We start from the raw sequence: 22,617 nt of genomic DNA on the forward strand, positions 1-22,617 counted from the left end.
ACGAAATCCGGTTCAGCCGTGAGTGATCCGTGCGGCAATGGACTCGGGCAGCCACTCGCGTATCTTGGCTTCGAGCTTTTCCGGGCTGATCGGCTTGGACAGGTAATCATCCATGCCCGCCTCCAGGCAACGCTCCTTGTCGCCGGTCAGCGCATGCGCGGTGACACCGACGATGGGAGTGCGACCGGGAGCAGCGGCTTCAGCTTCAGCCTCGGCTTCCCGAATGGCCTGGGTTGCCTGATGGCCGTTCATGACAGGCATGGAAACATCCATCAGGATCATCGCCGGGCGATGGCTCTTCCAGACCTCAAAGGCGCTGCCGCCATTGTCGACAATCCGGTACCGCAGTCCCATCTCATCGAGGATCTGGGTGAAGACGATCTGGTTGACCTCATTGTCTTCCGCAACAAGCAGGTCAAGACGGCTGTTGTCCCCGGTGTCTTCCGCAGCTGAAACCCGCTCGGGCCTTGAAGGTCGGGGTGTTGTGACTGCCGGCCTTGTAATTGGCGTGGCAGACGATTGCTGGTCAGCAGCGGCAGCTGGCGTGGAAGCCTCTGCAACCTTGCTGGCCTGGTTCTGGGCTGCGACCTGAAGCACGTCGACAATCGTCTCCAGCAGCAGCGAGGAGCGCGCCGGTTTCATCAATGTCGCCTGCACAGCCCCCTTGCGCACGTCGGTATCCGCGGAGTTGAGGTCCATGGAGGTGAGCATGACGATGGCCGGCTTGTCAGGACCGAAGGTCTGACGGATGGCGCGGGCCGTCATCAGCCCATCCATTTCCGGCATGTGATAATCGAGAATGACCACATCGACAGGAACACCGAACTTCTTCGCAGCGGCAAGCACCTCGAGACCTTCCTGCCCCGAAACCGCGGCGCAGGAGTCAAAGCCCCAGGCGGTCAGCTGCTCGATCAGGATGGATCTGTTGACGGGATTGTCGTCAATGGCCAGCACCCTGGCGCCGGAGACATCGACTGGGGCAATCCGGGCACGCACGAATGTTTCCTGGTCGACCGGAAGGCTGATTTCAACCGTGAACACGGATCCTTCGCCAACCTTGCTTGCGGCATGAATGGTGCCATCCATCAGCTGGACCAGCTTGGATGTGATCGCCAGGCCAAGTCCGGTTCCCTCGTGCCTGCGGGTGGAGGAATTGTCGACCTGCGAGAACTTCTCGAACACGGCTTCCAGCTTGTCGGGCGGAATGCCCATTCCGGTGTCGTGCACGTGGATTGCCAGATCGAGCATGTCGGCATCGTTGACCGAACCGGTAACTTCTATGAGCACATGCCCGGCTTCGGTAAACTTGATGGCGTTGCCGGCAAGATTGGTGATGATCTGACGCAGCCGTCCGACATCGCCCACGACCCGCGGAGGAAGCGCCGGGTCGATCCGGACGATGAGTTCAATGTCCTTCTCCACAGCGCGGCTTGAAATCAGGGACGCCACATCCTCGACGGTTTCGGACAGATCGAATGGAGCCTGATCGAGCACAAGCTGCCCGGCGTCAATCTTCGAGAAGTCCAGAATGTCATTGATGATGGTAAGCAGCGCATTACCGGACTTGACGATGATATCCGTGAATGTGCGCTGGCGGGTATCAAGTTCGGTCCTCGCCAGAAGTTCCGCCATGCCCAGAACGCCGTTCATCGGCGTACGGATCTCGTGGCTCATATTGGCAAGGAATTCGGATTTCGCGCGGTCTGCCATCTCCGCCTTGACGACGAGATGCTGCAGCTCCTCCTCGCGGCGCTTGGCCTCAGAGATATCGGTGTAGGTAATGATCATCGAGCCGGCATCGGTCGGCTTGCCATCGATCCGAAGCCAGCGACCGGAGGTGGTCTGGCGTTCGATCGTGTGAGCGATCATCTTGTCGTGGCACTCATTGACCCTTGCGCGGGTAGCCTTGGCCTTTTCGTCGCTTCCGTAATCGCCGCGTCGCTGACAGAAATCGAAGAAATCATTGAGGTCCTTGCCGGTGGCTGCAACCTCACGCGGAACCTCGAGCATCTCGAAGAATGTGTCGTTGGCGAACTGGATGAGGTTGTTGCTGGTCACCATCAACCCCTGAGCCATCGCCCCGGCGGCCCCGCGAAGCAGTTCACTGGCCCGCTCCATCTCGGCCCTGGCGAGATCAAGCTCCTGTTCACGCTGCTTGAGTTCGGAGACATCGAAATAGGATATCATCCGCTTGCCTTCCGACAGCGCACGGACCGAATAGATCATGGTGCGTCCGTCGGCACGGGAGAACTCGCGCGGCTCGACATAGCCGGCGCGGATTTCCTCCAGCCGTGCGGCGATATAGTCGTCGAAATCTTCCTCGGCGACCTGGTAAATGCCGTTTTCCCGGTTGACATCGATAAGCTGGCGGAAGGGAGCACCGATGTAATCGTCCCGGGCGGGAATTTTCCAGATCCGGAAGAACGCACCGTTGATCAGTTCGACATTGGAGTCCCTGTCGACAACCACCATGCCCATGTGCATGGCCTCGATGACGCTTTCCAGATCGGCCTTGTGCAGTTCGGCGCGGCGCTGCGCTTCATACACCTCCTGCTCGCGGCGTTTCATGTCACTGACGTTGATGGTGGTTCCCAGCAGGTATCGCCTGCCCGCCGGTCCATCGAAGCCGACCTTGCGGTCAATCAGCCGGAGCGTGTCGCCCTGCGCGTTTTGCAGTTCGATTTCGCGCTCCATCAGGCCGCTGCCGTTCATCGCTTCCGCATCGGCTTCCCGCAGCGCGCCGCCCTGGTCGCCAAAGATCTGGAAATCATCCCTGCCGAGCATGTCCGCTTCGGAATGCCCGGTCAGCTCACCATGAGCGCGGTTGACGTAGATGTAGCGGTAGTCCTCATCCTTGACGAAGCTTGAAACCGGCATCTCGTCGAGGATCGCGCGAAACAGATGGTTTTCCGCCGCCTTGCTTTCCAAGGCGGTTTCGCGTGCCTTCAGCTCGGTGACATCGACCCGCAAGCCCAGGGTGTAGCCATCCTTGAGACCGCGGTTGATGATGCGTATCCACCGGCCATTCCTGAGCTGTTCGACCGTGGCCTTGCCGTAATCGCGATGAACCGCCATGCGGTTTTCGATCCATGCCCTGCGTGCATCCGGCTCTTCTTCCGCACTGAAGCTGCAGGAGGCTTCCAGGACCTCGGAAAGCGATGCTCCGACCTCAAGCGTGTAATCGGGCGCCGTCATGGCATCCATTGCCGGATTGACGTAGATGAGAACATCGTTGGGATCGTAGAGCACGATGCCGACGTCCATGCAGTCGAAGATTTCGTTGAAACGGTCCAGAATCGACTGGTCGGCGTTGGCGTCACCGGCTGGTTTCTGGCTTTCCGATGTTTTCCGGTCGGGCTGGCCATCAGTCTTCGGACTGTTTTCAACCGGCATGGCGCTCGCCAGGGATGGCGGCTGCGCATCTTCCGGATGTGCCTTGTCTGCCTGCCCGGTTTCGAATCGGACACCCGCGATCGGTTCGAAATGACCGACTATGAACGTCTTGCCGGAGGCCTGCCGCTGGCGCTGGATACGGATGCGGTAACGGCCGCCCTTGAGCGGGTGCGAAAACAGGGCAACCTGATCCTTGCCGAAAACAAGGCTGCGGCGCTCTTTCTCGTCGCGGTCGTTCTGCTCAATGGATTCAAAATGCTGATGACTTTGCTGACCGATCAGGGCAGCGGGCTGGCAGTCCCACAATTCGGCGTAGGCAAGGTTGACCGCAAGATAGCGCAGTTCCGAATCCTTGACGAAAGCGGGATTGGGATCGCTAGAAACCTGTGCGCAGGCATTGGCAAGCGAATCATCGCCCTCGATACTTTCCACGTCATCCACCCGGCAGTCCCCATTGATGCAAGCAATCGCCCAATTCTGCACCGACAACATTGCACATTGGCTTTGAACAAAGCGTTAACCATCAATTACGGATAAGCCGTCCGGCTTTTGCGAAACTGTATCCCGCATTCAAACCGCCAATGCCGCCACCGGCACCATGCGTCGCAAACCGGCTTGCCGGATTGTTCTGTCCGGCATAGCGTCACGTTTCACGGAGTCTGCGGCCAATCCATTGCGGCCGGGCGAAGCCATATAACGCAACCAGTCAGGGCGCCCCACATGAGCAAGATCGAGGACATTGTTGCCAGTGCAATAGAGAACACCGCAGGCACTCCGGAAAGGCGCAGGCGCGCCGGCGGCGGGCGTGGCGGAGACCGCGGCAAAGGCAGGAAAAGCCCCGCAACCTTGCGCTACCGCTCGATCCTCAACACCCAGGACCCGTCACTGCTGCTGTCTGAAGAAGGGCTGGAGGCCATCCATGAAGCCTCGCTCACTGTGCTTGAGACCATCGGCATGGACTTCATGCTCAAGGACGCGCGTGACCGGCTTGCAGCTGCGGGTGCAGAGGTTGTCGCAGGCAGCGAACGGGTGCGGCTTGACCGCAGCCTGATCATGGATCTGGTCGGCAAGGCGCCCGGCCCCTTCACGCTGCATGCCCGCAATCCGGAGCGCAATATCGCCATCGGCGGGAAAAACCTCGCATTCGCCCAGGTCGCATCTGCCCCCTATTGCTCGGACCGGGACAATGGCCGGCGAACAGGAACACAGGAGGACTTCCGCAACTTGATCAAACTGGCGCAATCCTTCGACATCATTCACATGACCGGCGGTTATCCGGTGGAGCCGACCGACATTCACGCCTCTGTGCGCCATCTCGATTGCCTGTCGGACCTGGTCAAGCTCACAGACAAGCCATTCCATGCCTATTCCCTGGGCAGAGAGCGCAATCTTGATGCACTGGAGATCGCGCGCATCGGCCGTGGCGTGAGCGCCGAGCAGATGGAAGCCGAGCCTTCGCTGTTCACGATCATCAATGCCTCTTCGCCGCTTCGCTACGACGCACCGATGCTGCAAGGCATCATCGAGATGTCATCGCGCAACCAGGTGGTGGTGATCACGCCGTTCACGCTTGCGGGTGCAATGGCCCCGGTGACCGTTGCCGGTGCCCTGGTGCAGCAGAATGCCGAGGCGCTGGCCGGCATCGCCTTCACCCAGCTTGTCCGGCCGGGTGCACCGGTGGTCTATGGCGGGTTTACCTCGAATGTCGACATGAAATCAGGTGCTCCGGCCTTCGGAACGCCCGAATACATGAAAGCAGTGATGGCCGGCGGACAGCTGGCGCGGCGCTACGGAATACCCTATCGCACCTCGAACACCTGCGCGGCCAACACGCTCGACGCCCAGTCGGCTTATGAATCGATGATGTCGCTTTGGGGCGTGGTGCAGGGCGGCGGCAATTTCATCATGCATGCGGCCGGATGGATGGAGGGCGGGCTGACGGCGTCATTCGAGAAATTCGTGATGGATGTCGACATGCTGCAGATGGTCGCCGAATTCCTGACGCCGCTCGACACCAGCCCGGAAGCGCTGGCGATGGATGCTATCGCGGAAGTCGGCCCCGGCGGGCACTATTTCGGTACCGCGCACACGCTGTCGCGCTACGAGACCGCATTCTACTCGCCGATCCTGTCTGACTGGCGCAATTTCGAAAGCTGGAGCCAGGCCGGTCAACCGACCACCTACGACCACGCCAACCGGGTGTGGAAGGAAACACTGGCGAATTACGAGGCGCCGCCGCTGGACGCGGCAATTGCAGAAGAGCTCGACGCCTTTGTCGCGAGGCGCAAGGAAGAAGGCGGCGTGCCGACAGATTTCTGATCAGGCAATCACCCGGGTCTTGCGATTGGTCAGCCAGACGCCAATGACAACAATCAGGGTGCCGATGATCATCGGCACCGTCAGCGCTTCGCCAAAGAGAAACCAGCTTTCGACCGCGACGGCGGGCGGCACCAGATAGGTGAGCGAGGCGGCGCGGGAAACCTGGCCCCGCCTGATGAGATACAGCAGCAACATGATCGAGACCAGGGATAGGCCGAAAACGGACCAGCCCATGGCCAGGGCGAATTCCAGGTTCCAGTCGATCCGCAGCGGCTCGATCAACAGCGCCAGCGGCGTGACCACGAGGAACCCTCCGACATATTGCAGCGCTGCAATGGCGCGCAGATCGCCCTCCTGCAGGTACCGCTTCTGGTAGATGGTTCCGGCGGTGACCGACGCCATGGCAAACACGTTGACCAGCAGCGGCACCAGCGCCAGCTGGAGCATGGCGGCGTCGAGCGCCACAAGCCGGGGCAGGATCGCAACGCTCAGGCCTGCAAACCCGAGAACGACGCCAAGCTTTTGCGGCCCGGTCAAACGCTCGCCCACGATCAAGGGTGCGGCCAGCGCCGTCAGCAAGGGCTGCAGGGCCGCGATGAGGCCGGAAACCGATGACGGCACGCCTTGGGAGATGGCCCACCAGACGCCACCAAGATAGATGCCATGCAGGAATACGCCCGACAAGATCGCGTGCCCCCACCCGGCGCGGGTTGTGGGCCAGAGTGCCCGGCTTGCAAAGGTGATCACGGTGAAAAGGGCTGCGGCGAGCGTGAAGCGCAAGCTCAGGAAGGTCAGCGGATCGGCGTGAGGGCTGGCATATTTTGCCACGATCCACCCCGTGGACCAGAGCAAAACGAACAGGGCCGGAGCAATGCGGTCGAGAGTCATGTGGGGAATCCAAGCCTGGTGCGTACCGATGATGCCGCTTCCGGCGTTGTGGACACAACCGAGCGATACCCCCGGTTTTTATCAGAAGCAAGACCGGAGGCCCGCACCATCCGGCACGCAATGTCGGCCGCCCGGCAAACAGGGACCCAAAAGCAACACCGGCCAAAAAAAACAATAAACCGCCGGAACCTCAGAAATCCTGCATGGTTCTTGCTTTCTATTTCACGATGCGCTCATATGATTGCAAAAGGGGAGCACCAAACACGTGCCTTTCGATGAAATGCTGACAGCGGACGGCCTTCCGCGAGCCCCCTACGAGGGTTACTTCAACTGGCACTCAGAACAGAAAACGTCTGATCTGCTCAAGAAATCCCGAGACGCGGAGAACATCTTCCGCAAGACCGGTATTACTTTTGCGGTCTACGGCAAGGAAGATTCATCCGAACGGCTGATCCCGTTTGATATCGTGCCGCGCATTATCTCCGGGTCGGAGTGGCGAAAGCTGGCGCAGGGTATTGAACAGCGGGTGATGGCGCTCAACGCGTTTCTGGACGACATCTACCACAAGCAGGAGATCATCAAGGCCGGCCGGGTTCCGCGTGCCCTGATCGAACAGAATGATGCCTTCCTGCCCGAGATGATCGGCATGCGTCCTCCGGGCGGTGTTTATACCCACATTATCGGCACCGACATTGTCCGCACCGGCGAAGGCCAGTTCTATGTGCTGGAAGACAATGCGCGGACCCCTTCGGGCGTTTCCTACATGCTCGAAAACCGCGAAACCATGATGCAGATGTTTCCCGAGCTGTTTCATCTCAACAAGGTGCGCCCGGTCGAGAACTACCCGAAGCTTCTGCGCCATAGCCTTGCAGCCGTGGCTCCTCCCGGCTGCACCGGCAAGCCACGCATTGCTGTGCTGACCCCAGGCATCTTCAATTCGGCCTATTACGAGCATGCCTACCTCGCCGACCAGATGGGCGCCGAGCTGGTCGAGGGCTCGGACCTGCGCGTGGTCAACGGCAAGGTCGCGATGCGAACCATCCAGGGCTACGAGGCAATCGATGTTCTCTACCGCCGGGTCGATGACGATTATCTCGACCCGCTGACATTCCGTCCGGATTCGACACTCGGCGTTCCGGGCATCATGGATGTTTATCGCGCAGGCAACATCACGATCGCCAATGCACCGGGCACGGGGATTGCGGATGACAAGGCGATCTATTCCTACATGCCGGAGATCGTCGAGTTCTACACCGGCCGCAAGCCGATGTTGGAGAATGTGCCGACATACCGCTGCTCCGAACCCGATACGCTGAAATATGTACTGGAGAACCTGGCCGAACTGGTGGTCAAGGAAGTCCATGGATCCGGCGGTTACGGCATGCTGGTGGGACCGGCTGCGAACAAGCGCGAACTGAACGATTTTGCAGCCAAGCTCAAATCACGACCAGGCAACTACATCGCCCAGCCGACGCTGTCGCTGTCAACGGTGCCGATCCTGACCAAGAAAGGCCTGGCACCACGCCATGTCGATTTGCGGCCCTATGTCCTGGTGTCCAACAAAGTTCAGATCATTCCCGGTGGCTTGACCCGGGTGGCGCTTAAAGAGGGTTCATTGGTGGTCAATTCCAGTCAGGGAGGCGGCACCAAGGATACCTGGGTGCTGGAGGATTGAACATGCTGGGAAGAACTGCAAACGGCCTGTTCTGGATGTTTCGCTATATCGAGCGGGCGGAAAACACGGCGCGCCTGATCGATGCCGGCCTGCGCATGTCGCTGACCCGCATGGATGGCCAGGAAGAGGACTGGGAATCGGTGCTGCGCAGCTCCGGTGTGTTCGGCGCCTATTCCAAGACCTATTCCGAAGTCACCAGCGCTGATGCCATCAATTACCTGCTGCGGGACAAGTCGAACCCGTCGAGCGTGCTTTCGGCCATCGAAGCCGCACGCAACAATGGCCGCATGGTCCGGACAGCCTTGACCCGGGAAGCCTGGGAAGCGACCAATGAGTGCTATCTCGACATCAAGGCGCAGCTCGCGCGGCGCGTGCAGAGCGCGGACATGCCTGCGGTCATCGACACCATCAAGCAGCGTACCGGCCTGATCCGCGGCGCCTTTCATGGAACCATGCTGCGGACCGAACGCTATAATTTCTCACGTATCGGAACCTTCATCGAGCGCGCCGACAACACCTCGCGCATTCTTGACGTGAAATATTACGTGCTGCTGCCTGCAAACTCCTATGTCGGCTCTTCGCTCGACAATGTGCAATGGGAATCGATCCTGAGATCGGTGTCGGCGCACCGCTCCTACAGCTGGGTCTATGATGACGACTACAAGCCGTCAAACATCGCCGATTTCCTGATCCTGAATGGCCGCATGCCGCGGTCGCTGGCTTATTGCTACGACAAGATCAATGCCAACCTGTCTTATCTCGAACGGCAATACGGCAAGCGGACGACCTGCCATGACACCGCGGCGGCGACCCAGGGGATGCTGCGCGAGCACGAAATCAAGGAAATAATGGATACGGGCCTGCACGAATTTCTCCAGGATTTCATCAGCCAGAACAGCCGGGTTGCTGCCGAGATCGCCGAAGCCTACCGGTTCTATCAGGACTGATCCCATGCAGCTCAAGATTTCCCATGTGACCGAATATGCCTATGCGCAGCCCGTGCGGTATGCGCTGCAACGCCTGAGGTTAACGCCGCAGGACAGCCCGTTGCAGACCGTCAATTCCTGGGCCATGCAAGTCGAGGGCGGCATCGTCGAGGCGCAATATACCGATCATTTCGGCAATGTGGTTGAACTGGTCAGTGCGAGCCGCGACACCGAAGCGATCAAGGTTGTGGCATCGGGCATCGTCGAAACCTACGACAAGGTCGGCGTCTCCGGTCCGCACCGCGGATACATGCCGCTTTGGCTTTATCAGCGGGAATCGGCGCTGACCAAGCCCGGCAAGATGATCAGGGAACTGGCCCGTGGCGTTGGAAAGGGCGAACCGCTCGAGCAACTGCATGGACTGATGACCTCACTGCATCAGGCGATGGCCTATGTCCCGGGCGCAACCCAGACCCAGACGATTGCGGAAGACGCGCTCGCCTCGGGCAAGGGCGTGTGCCAGGACCACGCCCAGGCATTCGCGGCTGCGGCGCGGGTGATGGGATATCCGGCACGCTACGTCTCGGGCTACCTGATGATGGAAGAGACACCCGATCAGGCTGCCAGCCACGCATGGGCCGAAGCCCATGTCGACGGTCTGGGCTGGGTCGGCTTCGATCCCGCCAACGACATGTCGCCTGACGACCGCTACGTGCACATTGCCTACGGCCTCGATTACAAGGATGCGGCGCCGATTTCGGGCATTCGCACCGGAACCGGTGAAGAACAGCTTGCGGTCCGCATCACTGTGGAGCAATAAGCAGTTCTCATCAGCTTCAAGGGCGGATTCGCAGACAATGACTTATTGCGTCGGACTTCGCCTCAACAAGGGCCTCGTGTTCATGTCGGACACCCGCACAAATGCGGGCGTCGACAACATCTCGACATTCCGCAAGATGTATACCTGGTACGCACCGGGTGACCGGCTGATGACATTGATGGCCGCGGGAAATCTGGCCACCACCCAGACCGTGGTCAGCATGCTGGAAGAGCACACGAAGGCAGCCGAAGACCGCCAGCCGAACATCATGGTAGCGCCGTCGATGTTCGAGGTGGCGCGCCTCATCGGCGAAACCGTGCGCGAGGTCATCAAAACGGCGTCGGACGGTGGCCACCAGAGCGAATCCACCTTCAGCGCCACCTTCATTCTCGGAGGCCAGGTCGCCGGCGGTGCGATGCGGATGTTCCTGATCTACCCGGAAGGCAATTTCATCGAGGCCACGGACGACAATCCGTTCTTCCAGATCGGCGAGCACAAATACGGCAAGCCGATCTTGGTGCGCGCCTATGATCCGGACATGAGCTTCGAGATGGCGACCAAGCTTCTTTACGTCTCGTTCGATTCGACACTGAAATCGAACCTGTCGGTAGGCTTGCCGCTGGACCTGCAGTATTACGAGCGTGACAGCCTGACCAAGGGTTACGAGAAGCGCATCCAGGCAACCGATCCCTATTACCGGAAAATTTCCGACGGCTGGTCGGATGCGTTGCGGGCAGCGTTCAACAGCCTGCCGGATTTCGAGCGGGACTGAGCCCCAGCGAAGCCAGCTATTGCGCCGCCGTGACAGTGCGCAAGCCGCCGGTTTCCTCGATGAAAGCCACAACATCCTCGATCCCTGCGCCACGGCGCATGTCGGTGAAAAGATGCGGCCGTCCCTTCCGGCCCGCCGACGCATCACGTTCCATGACCGACAGATCGGCCCCGACATGCGGCGCCAGGTCCATCTTGTTGATGACCAGAAGATCGGAGCGGGTGATCGCCGGGCCGCCCTTGCGCGGGATTTCCTCGCCCTGGCAGACCGAGATGACATAGATCGTCAGATCAGCGAGATCGGGCGAGAACGTGGCTGCAAGGTTGTCGCCACCGGACTCGATGAAGATGATGTCGAGATCGGGATGACGCTCATTGAGCGCATCGATGGCGCGCAGATTGAGCGACGCATCCTCGCGGATCGCCGTGTGCGGGCATCCGCCGGTCTCGACGCCGACCACCCGGTCTGACGACAGCGCCTGCATCCGGACCAGCGCCTCGGCGTCTTCGCGGGTGTAGATGTCATTGGTGATGACGGCGATGGAGTAAGTATCGCGCATGGCCTTGCACAGCTTGTCGGTCAGCGCGGTCTTGCCGGAGCCAACCGGTCCGCCGATACCGATGCGCAAGGGGCCATTGGATGAGGTCATGATATCCACCACGGGTTGGTCGAAAGGAGAATGGCAAACGCCACACCAAGCAGAATGATCGTTGGCGAGAAATAGCGTGCGTTCAGTGTCGCGAACGGTTCTTCGCAGTTCAGGCGCTTCATTGCGGGAGAATACCCGGCAAAACCGCGACCGAGCAAAACAACACACACCACCACCATGCCTGCGGTCGTCAGCCAGTGCGGCAACGGCGAGGCAATCCAGCCAAGCCACAGCATGGGCCAGATGGCCGCCAAGGCGATGCCCAGCATCACCAAGCCGGTAAGCCAGCGTGCGGGCATTTTGCGAATTCCCTCAATGCCGATCACCGTGCGCGCAAGCGCCTGCTCATCCCTCGCAGGCCACAGACCTCCGGCAAGCCAGTAGAAATGAATGGCGGCCGCCAGGCCGAGCACCGCCGCGATCAGGCCAACCAACACAATCGTCATGACAGGAACAGCCTCCGCTCGAGGGTCTCGTGGTTCATGGAGGCAATGTCGGCGATGAAGGCCGCGCCACCAAGATCATCCAGCGTGGCATTCACTGCGTGTTCGGCAGTCTTGGCGATTGCCGCCTCAAGGCCGGCAAGAGCCTGCGCCGCGCCGTCCTGACCGACAACCGACAACCTGATGGCGCATTGCAGCTGGTTGGAAACGAAGGCGTGGAGATAGGCGCCGGTGGTCAGCCGCGGCGCGATGCCCTCGATCCCTGCGGCAATGCCGACGGCGACCGGCAGCGGTGTTTCCCGGCCCGGAAAGTGACCGGGCCCGACCCAATGGGAAACGGCGTCAACAAACGACGTCCCCTGCCCGATTGTCTCGCTCAACCGTTCATGACTGACACAGAGGGCCCGGCAGAGATCGGACAGTTCGGCGAGTTTCGCCTTGTCGGCGGCGCAGCGGTGCGCTTGCACGAGGATAAGAGCATCATTCCTCTGCGCGCCATGGACAAGCTGGGCCTCGATCCAGTCCGCAAGCGAACCGCGACCGGTGACATCTCCGGCGTGAACCGCCTGTTCCAGTCCGGCGGAATAGGCGAACCCGCCGATCGGGAAAACCGGCGAGAGCCAGCTCATGAGCTTGAGCAGCGCCGCGCTCTCATTCATGGCTGTGCCCGTGCGAATGAGCCTGATCATCGTCATGGTGATGATGACCGGCATGCGCGCCTCCATAGGCGCCGCCTTCGGGGTCAAACGGAGCCTCGATCTCCTGAACCGAAGCCCCGAGGCCGAGGAGCATGTCGCGGATCACGTGATCGCTTCTCAGCCGGATCGCCGTTTCGGTTATTTCGGCCGCAAGGTGCCGGTTGCCGATCTGCCAGGCAAGCGACAGGAGGTGCCGGGGATCGCGGCCGCGCACCTCCATCAGTTTCTCGGGTTCCGCGCAAACCTCGATGACACGGCCATCGTCAAGCACAAGTCCGTCGCCATGGCGCAACAGCCGCGCCTGCGGCAGATCGAGCAGGAAGGCGATGGCGGCGCCGTTTGCCATTCGGTCGGAAACCATGCGCATGCGGCGCCGATGCCGTGCGGTTTCGTCCAGGGTGATCGTGGCGACGGCGTTCTCAAACGTTCTTGTGACTGAAGTAACCGTCGGCAGATTCATGCGTTTCCCTATCCGAAAAGCAGTTTCTCAATTTCAGGCACCGGATGACGGGTCAGATCCTTGGCCACTTCCGCAACAATCCGGCTCGTGACAGAATCGGAAAGCGACTTGCGCAATTCACCCATGATCACCGCCGGAGCAACAATGATGAGCTGCTCGTAACGGTTTGCCTGAGCATCCCTTTCGAGCAACGCTGCGATCTTATGGGCGAATTCATGTTTGGCCAAGCGGTGCCAGTCGGTTTCCTGCACCGCACTGCGGTGAGCGCTGCCTGCCCCGTCCGACAATCGTCCGGGACGGTCTGCGCCCTGCTCCGAGGTTCTGGGATTGGGCTGCTCGAACCCGTTGAACACACGCAAATCCGGATTGTCCGGCGTGCCGTTGTTTTCCAGAAACAGCGCTTTCTCGCCATCGGCGATCAATACCCAACCCTTGTGCCTCAACCTGATACCAAACATTGCACTCTCCCTGTTTAGGTTCGGAAAGCCACTATAGGCCGATCATGAGACAACATGACTTGACGAGGATCAATAGGGCACAGAGAGGTTGCAAACGTTAATCCCCACGTCGTTTGGGACACTGGCAATTTGGCGAAAAAGCGAGAGCCGGGCACCCAAGACAGTGCCGGATACGACACTGTTTCGGCACTTGGCAAAGAAGAGCTTGCGCCGGTAATCCCGGACAGGAAGAACTTACTCCGCTGCCATGGCTGTTCACATGCTCAGAGCTGATCAACCAGGTCGCGAATGGCCTGCTGACGGGTCGTTCCGCGGGCCTTGAAGGCGTCTTCGGGCGTGTGGGCGAGGCGATCCGCCTTGAATGCAAAATCGATCGACTTGGCAGCAGCGCTGAAAAAACGACGGACAGGGTTGTTGCTTGAAGTTGTCATGACATTGTTCCCTTATTGCGTTGCAACAATAAGCCCTTGCGGCAATGCAATAAACCGCCAATTGCCCGGATCAGCCATGCACCATAAGCATGGCTCGGCATCGTTGTGGAAGTTCTGCCGGCTCTGCCGCATATCGATCCGCATCCCCGACGCGGTTGGCGGGCAATGCGAACACAAGGACACAGCGGAAGGCCGGATTTCAGGCAGTCCGGCTGCCGCGCCTAGAACAGGAAATACCGCTGCGCCATTGGCAGGACAGTTGCCGGTTCGCAGGTCAGCAACTCGCCATCGGCGCGAACCTCGTAGGTTTCCGGATCGACCTCGATATGGGGCAGCGCGTTGTTGAGCAGCATGGACGACTTGGAAATCCCGCCGCGGGTGTTTTCGACGGCGCAAAGCTGTTTGGCGGTGCCCAGCTTGTGCGCCAGCCCGTCCTCGATTGCCGCCTGGCTGACAAAGGTGACGGAGGATTCCGTCCGCGCCTTGCCGTAGGCGCCGAACATGTTGCGGTAGTGCACCGGCTGCGGTGTCGGGATCGAGGCATTGGGATCACCCATCGGGGCTGCTGCAATCATTCCGCCCAAGAGCACCATGTCGGGTTTGACGCCGAAAAAGGCCGGGTTCCACATCACCAGATCGGCGCGCTTGCCGACTTCGATCGAACCGATGTGGCTGGAAACGCCCTGCGCGATGGCCGGGTTGATGGTGTATTTGGCGATATAGCGGCGGACGCGGAAATTGTCGTTGTCGCCCGTCTCCTCGGGCAAGGCTCCGCGCTGGCGCTTCATCTTGTCGGCGGTCTGCCAGGTGCGGATGATGACTTCGCCGACGCGGCCCATGGCCTGGCTGTCGGACGCGATGATGGAGAAGGCGCCGATGTCGTGCAGGATGTCCTCGGCAGCGATGGTTTCCTTGCGGATGCGGCTTTCGGCGAAGGCGATATCTTCGGGAATGGCGCTGTCGAGGTGATGGCAGACCATCAGCATGTCGAGATGTTCGGCAATGGTGTTGACCGTGTAGGGCCGGGTCGGGTTGGTCGAGGACGGGATGACATTGGCCAGCCCGCAGACCTTGATGATGTCGGGCGCATGACCGCCGCCCGCACCTTCGGTGTGGAAGGCGTGGATGGTGCGCCCCTTGATGGCGTCGACGGTGCTTTCGACAAAACCGCTCTCGTTCAATGTGTCGGTGTGGATCATAACCTGCACGTCGTACTGGTCGGCCACTGCAAGGCAGTTGTCGATGGCAGCGGGTGTCGTGCCCCAGTCTTCGTGCAGCTTGAGCGCACAGGCACCGCCGAGGATCATCTCCTCCAGGGCTGCGGGCCTGGAAGCATTGCCCTTGCCCGCAAGACCGACGTTCATCGGGAAAGCGTCCATTGCCTGGATCATGCGGCCGATATGCCAGGGCCCCGGCGTGCAGGTGGTGGCCAGCGTGCCGTGGGCGGGACCAGTGCCGCCGCCGAGCATGGTGGTCAGCCCGCTCATCAGGGCTTCCTCGATCTGCTGCGGGCAGATGAAATGGATATGGCTGTCAAAACCGCCGGCGGTGAGGATCTTGCCTTCTCCGGCGATTACTTCCGTGCCGGGCCCGACAATGATGTCGATGCCGGGCTGGGTGTCGGGATTGCCGGCCTTGCCAATGGCGGCGATGCGGCCATCCTTCAAACCTATGTCGGCCTTGAAGATGCCGGTGTGGTCAACCACCAGCGCATTGGTGATGACCGTATCGACCGCCCCGTCGGCGCGGGTGACCTGGCTTTGCCCCATGCCGTCGCGGATCACCTTGCCGCCGCCGAACTTGACCTCCTCGCCATAGGTGGTGAAATCCTTCTCGACCTCTATGAAAAGCTCTGTATCTGCGAGCCGGACCTTGTCACCGACGGTCGGGCCATACATGGCGGCATAGGCTGAGCGGGAGATCCTGGCGGGCATTGCTGATCCTCGGTTCGTTTAAGACTTGCCCACTCGAACAAGCAAGAAGCGGGCCATCAACGACTCTCAAGAGAGCGAGACAGCAGCTCGATACGTTCGCGGGTCAGGCGGGCCAGGCAGAGACTTCCGACCATAGGCTGCATGGTGCCGCCAAAGACTTCATAGGCCTCGTATTCGCATTGCGCGTCGCGGTATTTGAGCCAGGCACGCTGGGCTGCGAGCAATGCTTCGAACGTGGTCGGCACGCCGGTGCCCTCGACCTGCCCGGCTACATACTCGTCATTCTGTTTGGCCGCGGCGACGATGTCCGGCCAGAGCGCATTGAGACCGGCATCGGCCTTTTCATAGTCGAGGCTGGCACAATAGGTCATTTCCATCTGGGTCTGCGGATCGATGCAGTCGGGCAACTCGTCGGCCAGCGCCGGCGCCGCAATCAAAGCCAGCAACGGCAGAAACCGTGAAATGGTCCGTACACCAAGCATTGTATTACCTTCCTGCCAGAAACCGGCTGTTTTGCCGGCACCAGAAACACGCAACCCCAGAAATACACACGCCATACTCACCCCGATTGTTCATCAGACCGAAAAAGCAGGGCAGTTCTACCAATCGAGCTCGTCAAGACAGCCCGGAAACCAGAACACCATATTGGCTCGCATCAGCGCTTCTTCTGGCCTGGGCCAGTGCCAGCCGTCAGCCGCTTGCGGTTCGCGCGCGCCTTGGTGGTCAAAGATTTGGTGGCGGCCGAAACGACTTCATCCATCCGCCCTCCCTGCATCGCTACCCTTGTCGCCTCTGATGCGGCCTTGGCGAAGGCCGGCTGCTTCTCCGACATCATGCGATCATTTTCAGATTTTTCCACGGGCCAAAGGCCTGCCATGCCCATCATCCGCATGGTGACAACAGCATGGGTTTCAAACGCCAATGCCCCCAGTTCTGCGCTGGAGCGCCAGATATCGAATGGCTTCGACTTGCGCCGCGCCATCAGAGCTTGCCCATGATTTGCTGGCGGAAGCCATAGACCTCGCGGCCACCTGACAACGGCACGAGGGTTACATCGCGTTCCTGGCCGGGCTCGAACCGGACGGCGGTGCCCGCGGCGATATCGAGCCTCTGGCCACGGGCCTTTTCGCGGTCGAAGCTCAAGGCCTGATTGGTTTCGTAAAAATGATAATGACTGCCGACCTGCACCGGCCGGTCGCCAGTGTTGGCCACCTTCAGCGTCACCGTTACAGCGCCAGAGTTGAGTTCGACGTCGCCATCCGGCGTGATGATTTCACCTGGGATCATGGTCATTCCTCACCGTATCGGTTCATGGACGGTCACCAGCTTGGTGCCATCAGGAAACGTCGCCTCGACCTGTATATCGTGGATCATTTCGGCGATGCCGTCCATCACCTGGTCGCGGGTGACCACGTGAGCGCCAGCCTCCATCAGATCGGCCACGGCGCGACCGTCGCGCGCACCTTCCACAACGAAATCGGTGATCAGGGCGATGGCTTCGGGGTGGTTGAGCTTGACGCCCCGCTCCAGCCGCTTGCGCGCCACGATGGCGGCCATGGCGATGAGCAGCTTGTCTTTTTCCCTTGGTGTCAGGTTCATGTCGTCTCTTTCATATCGACCAGACTTTCGGCATGCCGCCCAGCGGGTTGAGCAGGCGGATCAACGGTACGAGCACTTTGCGCAATTCGTAGCTGTCAGCAGCAACAATCCGAGCAAGAAGCTTGCCAGTTTCGGGCGTTTCGGGTCCACTCCGGCGCATGGACAGATAACTGGCGCCGCCGGATTTGCCGATCAACTGGCGGGCGGCATGCAACCTTGCTTCGGCTTCCGGCGCGATCATCAGCACGGTGGCGACAGCGAGCCCGCCGCCGGCCACTGCCGTGCGCGTCAGGGCATCGTCGATCTGCGGGCCAAGCCGCATATTCTCGGCATGGAGCAGATGCCCGTCACGGCGGATGCGCCAGCGGTCATGGAAGGAACCTTCGACAACAGCCTCCTTCATGGCAAGACGGCCGAAGACGACCGGCTCGACCATCAAGAGACGCGACCCCGCGGCCATGTCCACCTCGATGGAGCGCGCCAGACGGGCCCGGTCGAACAGGATGGTTTCCTGCGGCAGCCAGGCCAGCGAACTGTCGGCATCGAGCTTCAACTGCACCGAGACCCGGGCCTCGCTGGTGCCTTGCGCCTTGTAGGTTTTCTCGCAAGCCTGGGTGGCAAGTGTCATCGAGGCCGCCTCGCCCGCCTCGAAACTCCAGTCCATGCGGTCGCCACCGGTCAAGCCACCGGCGGTGTTGATCAGCACCGCTTCAAGCGGCGAGCCGCGCGGAACACGCGGGATGCGAATACGCGCGGAGCCATCCTGATACAGGCGATCGATGCGGCTTTCGCCTGCCGACTGCTTGACCAAAAGGCGTCCACCACCACGGGTGCGCTGCATAGGCACTCCGGTTTGCGGCTTCGGAAGCGGGAGCAGGGAATTCATCGGCATCCTCAATGGTGTCGGGCTCGATCATCGGAAAAGCCATGCACTGGCGCAAGCGGTTTCAACCGAGAAGCAGATCAAATCCGTATCACCTCTCCCGGTTGATCAATCGGCGGGCATAAAGGCTATTTTATGTGCACCGCCTGGCTACAGACTGCCCAAACACGCCCCACGGCGATTCGGCGCGGCCAGGCACGCAACGGCGGCCGGGATTTGGAGAACTCCAAATCCGCGACAATTCAGCAAGTAAAAATTTGTTAACGCCCGACGCAACCAAAAGCCGGCTTGCGGCGTTGAACAGGCGAAACATCCGAAGAATGACGGGAAAGGACTGACCATGTTGATTTCAACGCTCGCTCTGGCGATGAGCATTGCCATGATGGTCTCGGCAATTGTTATCCTGTATAATGAAACTGCAAACAGGAAGCAGAAACCCTCCTTCGAGTGATTTGCCTCCGCTTGAAAACAGCACCCCATTATGGAGCCTTTGATGACCAGACTCGTTCTTTCAACCCTCGCAGCGGTTTCTCTTCTTGCCGCGGCTGGATGCACGACAACTGAAAAACGGGCCGCAGGCGGTGCCGCCATTGGTGCGGGCTCCGGCGCTCTGATCGCAGCAGCTACCGGCAGCGGCAGCAGGGGTGTCGCAGCCGGCGCCCTGATTGGTGGTGCTGCCGGCGCGCTGATCGGTGCAGCGACAACTCCCGGCATGTGCCGCTACCGCGATGCGTATGGCCGCATCTACGAAGCAGCCTGCTGATCCCCAATACTGACGACATCTGCTGCAGCCCGCCCGACCTTGTCCGGCGGGCTGCAGTCGTTTCATACGCTGCGACAACCGGGGGCCTTGCCGGTGAATTGTCCGGCAAGAAAGCCGGGATCATAGTTGAGCCTGCAGATGCTTCCGCCCTCGTGATGCACAACCAGGCTGTCTTCCTCCGCAGTCACATCGGTGACCCTGCCCTGCCCCGGCGCAGCAGCACAGGCACCAATGATCTGGCGCATGACAACCCCAGGCTCCTTGGCGAGATCGAATGCGGTTGGAATTCCTGACAGGCTGAGTTCGTTCTCGCGGCACGAGTCCGCGTGTCCCGATGGAGATGCCCGTGCATCCTCGATGCCAAGCACGCCGGTGTGGCGACCGGACCAGGGGGCGTAATCGCGTCCGCCATTGCTCATCCACAACATCGTCACCGGCAGCACGTCGGGACGTTTGAGCACGATGATGCGGTCCTGTTCCGACTTGCGGCTGACGACACTCCAGCCAAGCGGACGACCGGGCGCCTCGACAAGCGTGAGAAAATCCTCGTGCCTCTCACCTACCGGATACTTCGTCAGATCCGCCACAGCACCATTTGCGAGCGGGAAAGCGGTCAGATCAGCCGTACTTGCCGGATAGGCGAGAATGGAGCGGCCCCGCTCCGGATCGGTTTCCAGAGCATCGGGTGGCGTACGGGCACTCTGCTTGGGCGAGACCGCAAGATCGCCACCATCGGCCATGTGCACCATGACATGATGGGCGGCGGAGACAGCACCGTGACCGCCGGAGAAACTGTGTTCCTGATACACGAAGGGATGGCCGGCGATCAACGTCATGCGTTTTTCGACAACGGCTCCCATGACGCGCCGTTGGAGACGGAACACCGCCGTGAGCCGGTTTTTCAGGCTGACAGTCTCGACATGGTCCCAGCCGCTGTTGGCTGGCCAGCCATGCGAGGGCGCAGGCTCAACATCGTTGCGCCCGAACGGCGCGCAGAGGAAATCGCCTGACAGGCGCCGGACATTGGGCGGTGTGCCTTCAGGAAACCGGGCTGCCGGGTCGTCGACCCACGGCGTACGGTGCAGCGGAGAGAGCGTGCGGTTGCCCTCTCGGATTTTCAGGCCGGCAATATGGCCGACACTCAGATCAATGCTGAAGGAAACGGGATCGAGATCGAAAGAACAGATGGCCATGGTCAAATCCGGTGGACGCTGGAGCTGTCCTACAGTCCCCGGCGTGCTGCTGGCAACCAACGTGGCACAGGCATGAAGTTGCCCGCCGGGCTTTGTTGCGGGCGCCCGGTCTGCTAATGCGTTTGCTCTCAAACGAGGCAGCTTGTTCAAAGCCGCACCCATTTTTTCCGGAGACTGCATGTCAGCCATCACCAAAACGGATGTCGTCGTTCTGGGCGCGGGCGCTGCGGGCATGATGTGCGCCATCGAAGCCGGACGGCGCGGCCGCTCGGTGGTGGTGATCGATCATGCCAAGGCGCCGGGGGAGAAAATCCGCATTTCCGGCGGCGGGCGGTGCAATTTCACCAACATGCACTGCACGCCGGCGAACTTCATTTCGAACAACAAGCACTTTGCCATCTCGGCGCTCAAATCCTTCACCCAGCATGATTTCATCGACCGGGTGAAAGCCCGCGGCATTGCGTTTCACGAGAAGACGCTGGGACAGTTGTTCTGCGACGGATCGGCGCGCGAGATCATCGCCATGCTGACCGACGACATGCGCGAGGCCGGAGTCAGGATGGAACTGGCGACGGAGATTGTCGAGGTCAGCAAAACGGATGACGGCTTTCAGACGCGGACCAGCGCCGGTTCATGGCAGTCGCAGTCGCTGGTGATCGCCACCGGCGGCAAGTCGATTCCGAAGATGGGCGCCACCGGCCTGGGCTATGATCTGGCCAGACAGTTCGGCCATCCGGTAACCGACACCCGCGCAGGGCTGGTGCCGTTCACCTGGGCCTCGAACATGCATGAGAGCTGGGGCAGCCTGTCGGGCGTATCGCTTGATGTTCATGCATCGTGCAATGGCGCGGCCTTTGACGAAGCCATGCTGTTTACCCATCGTGGGCTGTCAGGTCCGGCGATGCTGCAGGTCTCGTCCTACTGGCGCGAGGGCGATACGGTCTCGATTGATCTTGCGCCCGGTATTGACCTGGCAGCGCATGTCAAATCCGAACGCACGGCGCGTCCGAAAGCATCAATCTGGACCGCCTTGGCAGAAGTGCTGCCCAAACGGCTGGCACAGCAGCTCGGCAATGAGGCCGGCGAGGCGGCGTCGCGGCTGGCGGACTTGAGCAATGCGGCAATTGACGAGATACTGGCCGGCATACGGAATTTTCGTGTCGTGCCGGGCGGTACCGAAGGCTATCGCACGGCGGAAGTGACGCTGGGCGGTGTCGATACCGCCGGGATCAACCAGAAGACAATGGAAAGCCGCCTGGTGCCGGGTCTGCATTTCATCGGCGAAGTGGTCGATGTCACCGGCCATCTGGGCGGCCACAATTTTCAATGGGCGTGGTCTTCCGGGGCCGCGGCGGGACGCAGCGCCTGACAGCGCCCAATCAAACGCAGGAATATGGAGGAGACAGCAATGCGCGTATTGTTCACCGGAGGATCCGGCAAGGCGGGCCGGCATGTGGTTCCCTATCTCCTCGACCGCGGCCATCGCGTGGTCAATGTCGACCTGACGCCGCTCGATCATCCGGGCGTCGACAATTTGACGGCCGACATCACCGATTCAGGCCAGATGTTCAACGTCATGACCAGCTACGCCAATTTCGATGAACTCGAGCCCGGAACCGGCGTGCCGAAATTCGATGCCGTGGTGCATTTCGCCGCCGTGCCGCGAATCCTGATCCGGCCGGACAACGAGACGTTCCGCATCAACACGGTCGGCACCTACAACGTGATTGAAGCCGCGGTGAAACTCGGCATCCCCAAGATCATCATCGCATCGTCGGAAACCACCTATGGCGTCTGCTTCGCCGATGGCGAGGTCAGCCCCGCCTCGCTGCCGGTGGAAGAGGACATGGACGTCAATCCGATGGATTCCTACGGCATGTCGAAAGTCATCAACGAACAGACCGCGCGCAGTTTCCAGCGGCGTTCGGGCGCCGACATCTATGCGTTGCGCATCGGTAACGTGATGGAGCCGGACGAATATGACCGGTTCCCGGGTTTCTTCGTCGATCCGGGCGTCCGCCGCCGCAACATCTTCTGCTATATCGATGCCCGCGATCTTGGCCAGATCGTCGACCGCTGCCTGAGCACAGACGGGCTCGGGTTCCAGATATTCAACGCCGGCAATGATACCAACTCGGTCGACATGCCGACGGCCAAGATCGCCGAGCAGTTTTTTCCCGGCGTGCCGTTTACCCGCGAGATGGGCGAGCATGAAGCGCTTTATTCAAACCGCAAGATCCGCGAGATGCTCGGCTTCAAGGAAGAGCACAACTGGCGCAAATACGTGAAGTGAGACCAGGTTGCGCAGGGACT

At 60.6% G+C, this 22,617-nt stretch carries 23 protein-coding genes; 8 read left to right on the forward strand and 15 right to left on the reverse strand.

Translation table 11 applies throughout. From position 1 onward, the window contains the following. Positions 1-12 precede the first annotated feature (12 nt). Entirely contained in the window at positions 13-3,834 is a 3,822-nt protein-coding gene (locus WNY80_RS20900; protein WP_342889345.1) for a PAS-domain containing protein, read from the reverse strand. A 279-nt stretch (positions 3,835-4,113) separates the two neighbouring features. On the opposite strand from WNY80_RS20900, the gene WNY80_RS20905 reads away from it, so the two are divergent. Continuing rightward, positions 4,114-5,712, forward strand: a complete 1,599-nt coding sequence (locus WNY80_RS20905) for a trimethylamine methyltransferase family protein (protein ID WP_342889346.1) — start codon at positions 4,114-4,116, stop codon at positions 5,710-5,712. Here the strand turns inward: WNY80_RS20905 and WNY80_RS20910 are convergent, their stop codons facing one another. Further along, entirely contained in the window at positions 5,713-6,600 is an 888-nt protein-coding gene (locus tag WNY80_RS20910) for a DMT family transporter (protein ID WP_342889347.1), read from the reverse strand. It lies immediately after the preceding gene. A 280-nt stretch (positions 6,601-6,880) separates the two neighbouring features. Here WNY80_RS20910 and WNY80_RS20915 point away from each other — a divergent pair, with 280 nt between their 5' ends. From WNY80_RS20915 to WNY80_RS20930, 4 genes are read left to right on the forward strand one after another with little or no spacing between them, the layout of a single operon-like run. Beyond that, positions 6,881-8,275 (forward strand): circularly permuted type 2 ATP-grasp protein, encoded by a 1,395-nt coding sequence (locus WNY80_RS20915; RefSeq protein ID WP_342889386.1) that lies wholly within the window; start codon positions 6,881-6,883, stop codon positions 8,273-8,275. Positions 8,276-8,277: 2 nt separating this feature from the next. After that, a complete protein-coding gene (locus tag WNY80_RS20920) occupies positions 8,278-9,222 on the forward strand; it encodes an alpha-E domain-containing protein (protein WP_342889348.1) in 945 nt (314 codons plus the stop codon). Positions 9,223-9,226: 4 nt separating this feature from the next. Then, positions 9,227-10,021 carry a transglutaminase family protein gene (locus WNY80_RS20925; RefSeq protein WP_342889349.1) on the forward strand — a complete coding sequence of 265 codons (795 nt, stop codon included), beginning with the start codon at positions 9,227-9,229 and terminating at the stop codon, positions 10,019-10,021. Positions 10,022-10,058: 37 nt separating this feature from the next. Beyond that, positions 10,059-10,793 (forward strand): proteasome-type protease, encoded by a 735-nt coding sequence (locus WNY80_RS20930; protein WP_342889350.1) that lies wholly within the window; start codon positions 10,059-10,061, stop codon positions 10,791-10,793. Between the two features lie 16 nt (positions 10,794-10,809). Here WNY80_RS20930 and ureG read toward each other — a convergent pair whose 3' ends face one another. From ureG to WNY80_RS20990, 12 genes are all read right to left on the reverse strand, one after another. Beyond that, complete coding sequence (gene ureG / locus WNY80_RS20935) at positions 10,810-11,442, reverse strand: urease accessory protein UreG (protein ID WP_342889351.1); 633 nt, start codon at positions 11,440-11,442, stop codon at positions 10,810-10,812. Next, positions 11,439-11,876 (reverse strand): DUF3995 domain-containing protein, encoded by a 438-nt coding sequence (locus tag WNY80_RS20940; protein ID WP_342889352.1) that lies wholly within the window; start codon positions 11,874-11,876, stop codon positions 11,439-11,441. Before WNY80_RS20940 ends, ureG begins: the two co-directional genes overlap by 4 nt. A gap of 8 nt (positions 11,877-11,884) precedes the next feature. Further along, entirely contained in the window at positions 11,885-12,598 is a 714-nt protein-coding gene (locus tag WNY80_RS20945) for an urease accessory UreF family protein (RefSeq protein WP_342889353.1), read from the reverse strand. After that, positions 12,537-13,043 (reverse strand): urease accessory protein UreE, encoded by a 507-nt coding sequence (locus tag WNY80_RS20950; protein ID WP_342889354.1) that lies wholly within the window; start codon positions 13,041-13,043, stop codon positions 12,537-12,539. The genes WNY80_RS20945 and WNY80_RS20950 overlap by 62 nt, the downstream gene beginning before the upstream one ends. 8 nt (positions 13,044-13,051) lie before the next feature. Beyond that, a complete protein-coding gene (locus WNY80_RS20955) occupies positions 13,052-13,501 on the reverse strand; it encodes a host attachment family protein (RefSeq protein ID WP_342889355.1) in 450 nt (149 codons plus the stop codon). A 263-nt stretch (positions 13,502-13,764) separates the two neighbouring features. Next, a complete protein-coding gene (locus WNY80_RS20960; protein ID WP_342889356.1) occupies positions 13,765-13,932 on the reverse strand; it encodes a hypothetical protein in 168 nt (55 codons plus the stop codon). Between the two features lie 221 nt (positions 13,933-14,153). Beyond that, on the reverse strand, positions 14,154-15,866 hold the full coding sequence (ureC, locus tag WNY80_RS20965; protein WP_342889357.1) for an urease subunit alpha: 1,713 nt from the start codon (positions 15,864-15,866) through the stop codon (positions 14,154-14,156). A gap of 56 nt (positions 15,867-15,922) precedes the next feature. Next, positions 15,923-16,348 carry a lysozyme inhibitor LprI family protein gene (locus WNY80_RS20970; RefSeq protein WP_342889358.1) on the reverse strand — a complete coding sequence of 142 codons (426 nt, stop codon included), beginning with the start codon at positions 16,346-16,348 and terminating at the stop codon, positions 15,923-15,925. 173 nt (positions 16,349-16,521) lie between these two features. Continuing rightward, positions 16,522-16,848 carry a hypothetical protein gene (locus tag WNY80_RS20975; protein WP_342889359.1) on the reverse strand — a complete coding sequence of 109 codons (327 nt, stop codon included), beginning with the start codon at positions 16,846-16,848 and terminating at the stop codon, positions 16,522-16,524. Then, positions 16,848-17,153, reverse strand: coding sequence for an urease subunit beta (locus WNY80_RS20980; RefSeq protein ID WP_342889360.1), 306 nt, complete (start codon positions 17,151-17,153; stop codon positions 16,848-16,850). Before WNY80_RS20980 ends, WNY80_RS20975 begins: the two co-directional genes overlap by 1 nt. Before the next feature lie 9 nt (positions 17,154-17,162). Next, positions 17,163-17,465 (reverse strand): urease subunit gamma, encoded by a 303-nt coding sequence (locus WNY80_RS20985; RefSeq protein ID WP_342889361.1) that lies wholly within the window; start codon positions 17,463-17,465, stop codon positions 17,163-17,165. Between the two features lie 10 nt (positions 17,466-17,475). After that, positions 17,476-18,306, reverse strand: coding sequence for an urease accessory protein UreD (locus WNY80_RS20990; RefSeq protein ID WP_342889362.1), 831 nt, complete (start codon positions 18,304-18,306; stop codon positions 17,476-17,478). A 535-nt stretch (positions 18,307-18,841) separates the two neighbouring features. On the opposite strand from WNY80_RS20990, the gene WNY80_RS20995 reads away from it, so the two are divergent. Further along, the gene (locus WNY80_RS20995) at positions 18,842-19,111 is read left to right on the forward strand and encodes a hypothetical protein (protein ID WP_342889363.1); all 270 of its coding nucleotides are present in this window, start codon (positions 18,842-18,844) and stop codon (positions 19,109-19,111) included. A 62-nt stretch (positions 19,112-19,173) separates the two neighbouring features. On the opposite strand, the gene WNY80_RS21000 is transcribed toward WNY80_RS20995, so the two are convergent. Beyond that, entirely contained in the window at positions 19,174-20,304 is a 1,131-nt protein-coding gene (locus tag WNY80_RS21000) for a hypothetical protein (RefSeq protein ID WP_342889364.1), read from the reverse strand. 178 nt (positions 20,305-20,482) lie between these two features. Between WNY80_RS21000 and WNY80_RS21005 the strand changes: the two genes are divergently transcribed. Beyond that, positions 20,483-21,673, forward strand: coding sequence for an NAD(P)/FAD-dependent oxidoreductase (locus tag WNY80_RS21005; RefSeq protein WP_342889365.1), 1,191 nt, complete (start codon positions 20,483-20,485; stop codon positions 21,671-21,673). Between the two features lie 39 nt (positions 21,674-21,712). Beyond that, positions 21,713-22,597 (forward strand): NAD(P)-dependent oxidoreductase, encoded by an 885-nt coding sequence (locus WNY80_RS21010; protein WP_342889366.1) that lies wholly within the window; start codon positions 21,713-21,715, stop codon positions 22,595-22,597. The last annotated feature ends 20 nt before the right edge of the window (positions 22,598-22,617 follow it).

Origin of the sequence: Hoeflea sp. AS16, assembly GCF_038900095.1 — a bacterium.
Classification (GTDB): domain Bacteria; phylum Pseudomonadota; class Alphaproteobacteria; order Rhizobiales; family Rhizobiaceae; genus Hoeflea.

Excerpts from the sequence above, each read along its gene's own strand:
- WNY80_RS20905 (WP_342889346.1), top strand. The coding sequence starts at position 4,114 with ATGAGCAAGATCGAGGACATTGTTGCCAGTGCAATAGAGAACACCGCA.
- WNY80_RS20910 (WP_342889347.1), bottom strand. The coding sequence starts at position 6,600 with ATGACTCTCGACCGCATTGCTCCGGCCCTGTTCGTTTTGCTCTGGTCC.
- WNY80_RS20915 (WP_342889386.1), top strand. The coding sequence starts at position 6,881 with ATGCTGACAGCGGACGGCCTTCCGCGAGCCCCCTACGAGGGTTACTTC.
- WNY80_RS20920 (WP_342889348.1), top strand. The coding sequence starts at position 8,278 with ATGCTGGGAAGAACTGCAAACGGCCTGTTCTGGATGTTTCGCTATATC.
- WNY80_RS20925 (WP_342889349.1), top strand. The coding sequence starts at position 9,227 with ATGCAGCTCAAGATTTCCCATGTGACCGAATATGCCTATGCGCAGCCC.
- WNY80_RS20930 (WP_342889350.1), top strand. The coding sequence starts at position 10,059 with ATGACTTATTGCGTCGGACTTCGCCTCAACAAGGGCCTCGTGTTCATG.
- ureG (WP_342889351.1), bottom strand. The coding sequence starts at position 11,442 with ATGACCTCATCCAATGGCCCCTTGCGCATCGGTATCGGCGGACCGGTT.
- WNY80_RS20945 (WP_342889353.1), bottom strand. The coding sequence starts at position 12,598 with ATGCCGGTCATCATCACCATGACGATGATCAGGCTCATTCGCACGGGC.
- WNY80_RS20950 (WP_342889354.1), bottom strand. The coding sequence starts at position 13,043 with ATGAATCTGCCGACGGTTACTTCAGTCACAAGAACGTTTGAGAACGCC.
- WNY80_RS20955 (WP_342889355.1), bottom strand. The coding sequence starts at position 13,501 with ATGTTTGGTATCAGGTTGAGGCACAAGGGTTGGGTATTGATCGCCGAT.
- WNY80_RS20960 (WP_342889356.1), bottom strand. The coding sequence starts at position 13,932 with ATGACAACTTCAAGCAACAACCCTGTCCGTCGTTTTTTCAGCGCTGCT.
- ureC (WP_342889357.1), bottom strand. The coding sequence starts at position 15,866 with ATGCCCGCCAGGATCTCCCGCTCAGCCTATGCCGCCATGTATGGCCCG.
- WNY80_RS20970 (WP_342889358.1), bottom strand. The coding sequence starts at position 16,348 with ATGCTTGGTGTACGGACCATTTCACGGTTTCTGCCGTTGCTGGCTTTG.
- WNY80_RS20975 (WP_342889359.1), bottom strand. The coding sequence starts at position 16,848 with ATGGCGCGGCGCAAGTCGAAGCCATTCGATATCTGGCGCTCCAGCGCA.
- WNY80_RS20980 (WP_342889360.1), bottom strand. The coding sequence starts at position 17,153 with ATGATCCCAGGTGAAATCATCACGCCGGATGGCGACGTCGAACTCAAC.
- WNY80_RS20985 (WP_342889361.1), bottom strand. The coding sequence starts at position 17,465 with ATGAACCTGACACCAAGGGAAAAAGACAAGCTGCTCATCGCCATGGCC.
- WNY80_RS20990 (WP_342889362.1), bottom strand. The coding sequence starts at position 18,306 with ATGCAGCGCACCCGTGGTGGTGGACGCCTTTTGGTCAAGCAGTCGGCA.
- WNY80_RS20995 (WP_342889363.1), top strand. The coding sequence starts at position 18,842 with ATGACCAGACTCGTTCTTTCAACCCTCGCAGCGGTTTCTCTTCTTGCC.
- WNY80_RS21000 (WP_342889364.1), bottom strand. The coding sequence starts at position 20,304 with ATGGCCATCTGTTCTTTCGATCTCGATCCCGTTTCCTTCAGCATTGAT.
- WNY80_RS21005 (WP_342889365.1), top strand. The coding sequence starts at position 20,483 with ATGTCAGCCATCACCAAAACGGATGTCGTCGTTCTGGGCGCGGGCGCT.
- WNY80_RS21010 (WP_342889366.1), top strand. The coding sequence starts at position 21,713 with ATGCGCGTATTGTTCACCGGAGGATCCGGCAAGGCGGGCCGGCATGTG.